Annotated in this window: 6 protein-coding genes and 1 pseudogene; all 7 read left to right on the forward strand. The window is 36.6% G+C overall.

The window, feature by feature from the left end; translation table 11 throughout:
• The first annotated feature begins 95 nt into the window (after positions 1-95).
• On the forward strand, positions 96-428 hold the full coding sequence (locus ACTB0Y_RS14620; RefSeq protein WP_158868921.1) for a P-II family nitrogen regulator: 333 nt from the start codon (positions 96-98) through the stop codon (positions 426-428).
• A gap of 93 nt (positions 429-521) precedes the next feature.
• Positions 522-2,603 (forward strand): heavy metal translocating P-type ATPase, encoded by a 2,082-nt coding sequence (locus ACTB0Y_RS14625; RefSeq protein ID WP_463207575.1) that lies wholly within the window; start codon positions 522-524, stop codon positions 2,601-2,603.
• A 51-nt stretch (positions 2,604-2,654) separates the two neighbouring features.
• Entirely contained in the window at positions 2,655-3,761 is a 1,107-nt protein-coding gene (hydE, locus tag ACTB0Y_RS14630) for a [FeFe] hydrogenase H-cluster radical SAM maturase HydE (protein WP_463207576.1), read from the forward strand.
• A gap of 460 nt (positions 3,762-4,221) precedes the next feature.
• Positions 4,222-4,803: a hypothetical protein gene (locus ACTB0Y_RS14635; protein WP_157624440.1), complete on the forward strand. Its 582-nt coding sequence runs from the start codon at positions 4,222-4,224 to the stop codon at positions 4,801-4,803.
• A gap of 112 nt (positions 4,804-4,915) precedes the next feature.
• Positions 4,916-5,416, forward strand: coding sequence for a hypothetical protein (locus tag ACTB0Y_RS14640; RefSeq protein WP_214043133.1), 501 nt, complete (start codon positions 4,916-4,918; stop codon positions 5,414-5,416).
• Positions 5,417-5,433: 17 nt separating this feature from the next.
• Entirely contained in the window at positions 5,434-6,063 is a 630-nt protein-coding gene (locus ACTB0Y_RS14645) for a hypothetical protein (RefSeq protein ID WP_214043132.1), read from the forward strand.
• 126 nt (positions 6,064-6,189) lie between these two features.
• Positions 6,190-6,411 (forward strand): annotated as a pseudogene (locus ACTB0Y_RS14650) (hypothetical protein); the annotation flags it as partial.

Here is a 6,411-nt window from a genome sequence, read left to right on the forward strand (position 1 = left end):
CAGATTGTAATGAACGCAGCTTACTACCTTTTGTCTGATTTGAAAAAAGACGAAGCAGGTGATGACGATTAATAAACTTTTAAAAAAGATTAGATATGAAAGAAATAAAAGCATTTATAAGGCCCAACAAAGTGAACGACATTGTTCACCATTTAAAAGATGCAGGGTTTGAGAACATGACCATTTCAATGGCTGAAGGAACAGGGAAATTTCAGGATGAAGAAGCTTTTGTATCGCAAAAGTTCTCAATAACCGATAGTGAAATAGCAAAGCTTGAACTTGTTGCAAAAAAAGAAAAAGTTGATGCTATTGTGAAAATAATCTGCGAGTATGGCTGTACACTAAATCCGGGCGATGGGTTTATCTATGTTTCTGATGTTGAAAAAGTGTACCGGGTGAAAACGGGATTGAAAAACGGCGAAGAATAATCGCCGGATGAAGGGCAGGTTGCTATGAAATGAATAGTGACCTGCTGTTTTACAACTTATCGTTCTTCTTGCAAAACTTGTAAAATCAATGGTATGAAAAAATATAAATTGAAGAATCTTGACTGCGCTTCCTGTGCAGCAAAGGTTGAAGAAGGCGTCAGCAAACTGGAAGTAGTAAAATTTGTGAGCGTTAATTTTGCCACTGCTTCAATGACAATAGATACTGATGACCTGGAAAAAGTAAAAAGCAAAATAAAAGAGATAGAACCCGAAGTTGAAATTGAAGATAATAAGAATGAAAAAACAATTGTTTCGTCAAGTGAACTTGCTGAAAACAAATGGACAATTATTAAAGCAATTTCAGGTATCCTGCTCTTAGTGGCAGGCCTGATTTTTGAACAGGAGCTTCACAATACGCCTTTTCATCTTGCCGAATATGCGGTATTCGTGACGGGCTACCTTATCGTGGGCTGGAATGTTCTTGCATCGGCTGTTAAAAACATCAACCGGGGACAGGTTTTTAACGAGCAATTTTTAATGTCGGTTGCAACCCTGGGCGCCTTCGCAATACATGAAATGCCCGAAGCAATTGCTGTTATGTTATTTTACGTAGTTGGCGAACTGTTCCAGGATATCGCTGTAAACCGTTCCCGCGGGTCAATAAAATCGCTTCTTGAAATTAAACCCGATTATGCCAATCTGAAAGATGGCGGGGATATAATAAAAGTTTCACCGGAAGATGTGAATCTTGGAGACGAAATAATAGTTAGGGCTGGTGAAAAAGTTCCGTTGGATGGACTGGTAATTGACGGGAATTCCTTTGTGGATACCTCAGCGCTTACAGGGGAAAGTGTACCGCGTAAAATAAATCCAAACGATGAAGTATTAGCGGGCATGATAAATCAATCCGGTTTAATTACGGTTAAAGTCTCCAGGCTTTTTGAGGATTCTTCTATTTCAAAAATTCTTGAGATGGTTGAAAATGCCACATCCAAAAAAGCTGAGACCGAAAAATTCATCACCACGTTTGCCAAATATTATACGCCCGTAGTGGTTTTTGGAGCCCTTTTGATTGCCGTTGTACCTCCGCTTTTACTAAGCGGCGCAACTTTTAGCGATTGGATTTACCGGGCATTGGTAGTTCTGGTTATTTCCTGTCCCTGCGCACTGGTAATCAGCATTCCGCTTGGCTACTTCGGAGGAATAGGCGGGGCTTCCCGCAAGGGCATTTTAGTGAAGGGTTCCAACTTTTTAGATGCACTTACCCAGGTTAAAACTGTGGTGTTTGATAAAACAGGCACACTTACAAAAGGAGAGTTCAAGGTAACAGAAATAGTTACCTCGAATGGCTTTTCAAAGGAAGAAATATCAGAATACGCGGCGTATGCCGAATATAATTCCAATCACCCGATTGCAAAATCTATACTCGAATCACATAAGTTGGATATTGACAATTCGAGAATCGGGAAAGTGGAAGAGATATCCGGGCATGGGGTTAAAGCGTACATAGATAACAAAGAAATTTTTGTTGGAAATGACAAGCTTCTTCATAAAGAAAATATAGTGCATGACAAATGTGAAATTGAAGGAACGGTTGTGCATGTTGTGGTTGACAGGAAGTATGCTGGCTACATTGTTATATCAGATAGTTTGAAAGAGGATTCCATTGAAGCCATCGGACGTTTAAACAAAAAAGGTACAAAAACGGTAATGCTCACGGGCGACAGCAAGTATGCCGCGGGTATTTTTGCACGGAGGCTGGGTATTAAAGAATATTATGCCGAATTGCTTCCTGAAAACAAAGTTGAACATATTGAAAAAATGCTGAACAAGAACAGCAAAGTTGCTTTTGTGGGCGATGGCATAAATGATGCCCCTGTACTTGCCCGTGCCGATGTGGGAATTGCTATGGGCGCACTCGGTTCCGATGCGGCAATTGAAACCGCCGATGTGGTATTGATGACCGATTCGCCTTCGAAAGTCGCCGTTGCAATGGATGTTGCCAGAAAAACCAGAAATATTGTGTGGCAAAATATCATTTTTGCTTTGGGGGTTAAAGCAGCCTTTATTGTACTGGGAATTTTTGGGATTGCCAGCATGTGGGAAGCCGTTTTCGGCGATATGGGCGTTGCTTTGATTGCTGTTTTCAATGCCATGAGAGTGATGAGAAATTAACTGAAAATTAAACAAATAAGTATACTTTCAATTGATATCAAGCTATTAAAGATGAACACTTCCATAAAAAACATATTACAAAACAATGATTTCTCTAAAGATGATATAATTGAACTATTATATACAAGTCAATCCGAAGCAAAATTATTATATCAAAAGGCGAAAGAAGTAAAATCATATCAAATAGGAGATAAAGTATATTTAAGAGGTTTGATAGAATTTTCGAATTTGTGTGCCAAAGACTGTTTTTATTGTGGGATAAGAAAAAGCAATAAGAACGTTCAAAGATATTCTTTATCAGACCGGGAAATAATCCAGGCAGCTAAATTCGCTTTTGATGAGCATTATGGTTCCATTGTATTGCAGTCGGGCGAAGTTAAATCCAGGGAGTTTGAAAACCGTGTAGATAGATTGCTCAAACAAATCCGTAAGATTACAGGTAACAACTTTGGAATTACCTTGTCTTGTGGAGAACAAAATGAATCAACCTATTCAAGATGGTTCGAAAGTGGCGCAAACCGATATCTTCTCAGGATTGAAACCTCGAATAAAGAGCTGTATAAACAGATTCATCCAAATAATTCTTTACATAGTTTTCAAAAACGAATAGAATCTCTCCGGGTATTAAAAAATATAGGTTACCAGGTTGGTACCGGGGTTATGGTTGGGCTACCCGGGCAAACCTTAAGCCATATTGCAGGTGATATTCTGTTTATGAAAGCTTTGGATATCGATATGTGTGGTATTGGCCCCTATATCGAGCACAAAGAAACACCACTCTTTGAACAACGTAGTACACTAATGCCTTTAAATGCCCGATTTGAGCTAACTTTAAAAGTGTTGGCAATAATAAGGATTATGATGAAAGACATAAATATTGCCGCATCAACGGCGCTGCAATCAATAGATAAATTAGGCAGGGAAAAAGCCATTCAGGTAGCGGCAAATGTTTTTATGCCAAATATAACCCCGCAATCATACCGGAAAAATTACAATTTATATGATAATAAACCCTGTATTGCCGAAAGCCCGGTTGAATGTCAAAGTTGTACGGTAGCCAGAATAAACCTGGCAAATGGCAAAGTTGCTTTTGGAGAAGCAGGTGACGCTAAGCATTATTTACATAGAATGAATCGGAGAAATGAAATTTTAATATAATGAATTTTCGCATGTTAAAAAAAATGATTCATATTACATTTGCCGTGTTTTTCACCTTAACTATCACAGGGGTGACCATACAGGAGAACTTTTGTAACAGCAAACTACTTTCAATTTATTTTGATAAAACCTCTGAAAAATGTTGTGATACTCCTTGTTCCGGTTGCCATACAAAGGTTATTTCATTTAAAATAGTCGATACCTTTTTTAATGCCTCAAAAAAAATTAGCAATAAAGTAAAGCCAATCATTAACTGCCCATTTTTAACATGTGGTAATGAGAATTTCATCTTAAATATAAACCGACAAAAAATTCATAACCATTTAAATACATTTTCAACACCTAAGTTTGCTTTAAACAGGGCACAACTACAGGTGTTTTTGTGCTGAGATAGTATTTAATTCCTCCCAAAAGCAAAATATTAAAATAACAATTTAGGTTTCAATTAAATATTATCAATATGAAAACATATAATTTTAAAATAATAATAGCAGCATTTTTTGCTGTAATGGGGCTAACTGTAAGCGCACAAAAATGTGGGGTTTACAAAACCTATGAAGATTACACAAATGGCAAAATGGAAGTTTCAATTAACTGTGCAACAAAAGACGGAAAAATAAAACCAAACAATTTTTTCAAAAAAGATTACGTAACAGTAATTAAAAATGGTGAAAAAACTGATTTGAATAAGGACGAAATATTTGGTTATCAACTTTGCAATGGAGAATTTTTCCGTTTTTTTAATAATGACCGCTTAACTTTGGCAGATAAAAGTGGTTTATGGATTTACACCAGAGAAGAAGTAGTATCTCATTCTCCATTTACAGGCACAAAAAAAAGAACAAAATACTATTTCAGCAAAGACGGAAGTGGGGAAATTAAAAGCCTGACATTTAGCAACCTTAAGGATGTTATTCCCGCTGACGACCCACTTTATTCTGAAATGGAATTGTTGTTTAGTTCAAATTCAGCCTTACATGCATACAACCAGTCAAGTGGTTCATATAAAATCAATTCCTTTCTGAATAGCAAAGGATTGTAACAGATTTAGATGCTTTTTTTGAAGGCAGGCAAGGCAACTTGCCCGCTTTCAGAAAAGCGAAATCAAACTAAAATTTCGCATACAATAACTTAAAATTTATAAAAAAAGTAAAATGAACAAGATATTAAATGTAATCAAAGCAACAGTCTTGATTTTTGGTGTATCAATTGCGAACATCTATGCGCAGGAAACAGAAAAAATTATTGGAACAGTCGGTGGTGAAAAATTAGGTGACGACGGAATTGTAATATGTGTTTTAGGAACACAGGCTTGCATGCCGGTTCAGATAGACAAAAACATGACTGTTAAATACAACGGGGAGGAAACAAAATTGACAGATTTACCTTTTGCCCTCTATATAGAAGCTGAACTTAATGATAATAATAAAATCACTACAATTAAAATTGATGAAAGAAAAACCGTAATCTGTTTTGTTGAGCATAAAGAAGGTGATAACGAGAAATTGACGACTTTGTTAAACGGAATTAAAGGTGTTGAAGATTTTAAGTTATATCGTAAATCGAACCAGGTACTTATTGAATACAATCCAAAACAAATTGCGTATAGCGAATTGGAGGCAAAAGTTAAAAATGCAGGATTTATATTGGAATAAAATAGGAGGATAGAAAAATGAAACGAAATAAATTATTTACTGGCATGAAAAATACAAAAGTTATTTTTTTAATGGTAGCAGTAGTTGGATTCCTTTTTTATTCATGTAACAAGGAAGAAGAAACACCCTTGGATAATACTTTAGCTTCCAGCGTAATCGGCACATATACAGGTACTCTTAAGAGTACAGCTACTAATCAGTCCAGTCCGGCGACATTAAATGTAACGCTAATAAACGATAGCTTAGTTAGTATGCATTGTTTGTCCTACAATTTTGATTCAACCTTTACAATGCAACTATACCAAAACTATGACAGCATTATGGTGTGTTATACCGGACAAGATTTTTTTGCTGAATATGGACATAATCGCAATAATTATGATTTTTGCACAAACCGCCAATCCGGTTGGACAAATAACGCCTGGATGAACGATGGCAATTGCTGGGGAAATATGAATCAAGGTTGGGGCAACAGCAACTGGGCGGGAACTGACCAATGGAACGCCTGGACCAATCACATGAATACCCAACACAATCAAAATGACAATCATTTTGGGGGATTTAATCCAAAAATGAATTCATGTATTTTCAAATTTACAATTCAGAACAATTCCAATTATTTTGAAGTATTTGAAGGAGTCAAGTAATTAAAGATGTGGGTAGTACAGCAATTGAAGTTGTAAAGATAAATCCCGTAAGGTTATTAAACATTTTTATGTAAATTTGGGGTATGAAAGTTCTGAATAATATTTCTCTCATAAATATTTGACGATATGGAAAACAAGGAAATCGACAAAAAACTTGAATCGAAAAACGTCAAACCAACAGCCATGCGAACCCTGGTTTATAAAACACTTGCCGAAACCGGGAAAGCGCTGAGCCTGGCGGATTTGGAGCAACGATTTGAAAAAGTGGAGCGTTCAACCATTTTCAGGGCGCTTAAAACATTCGAGGAAAATTTCATTGTCCACCCTGTTGATGATGGTTCAGGCTCG

Source organism: Salinivirga sp., from assembly GCF_055145285.1.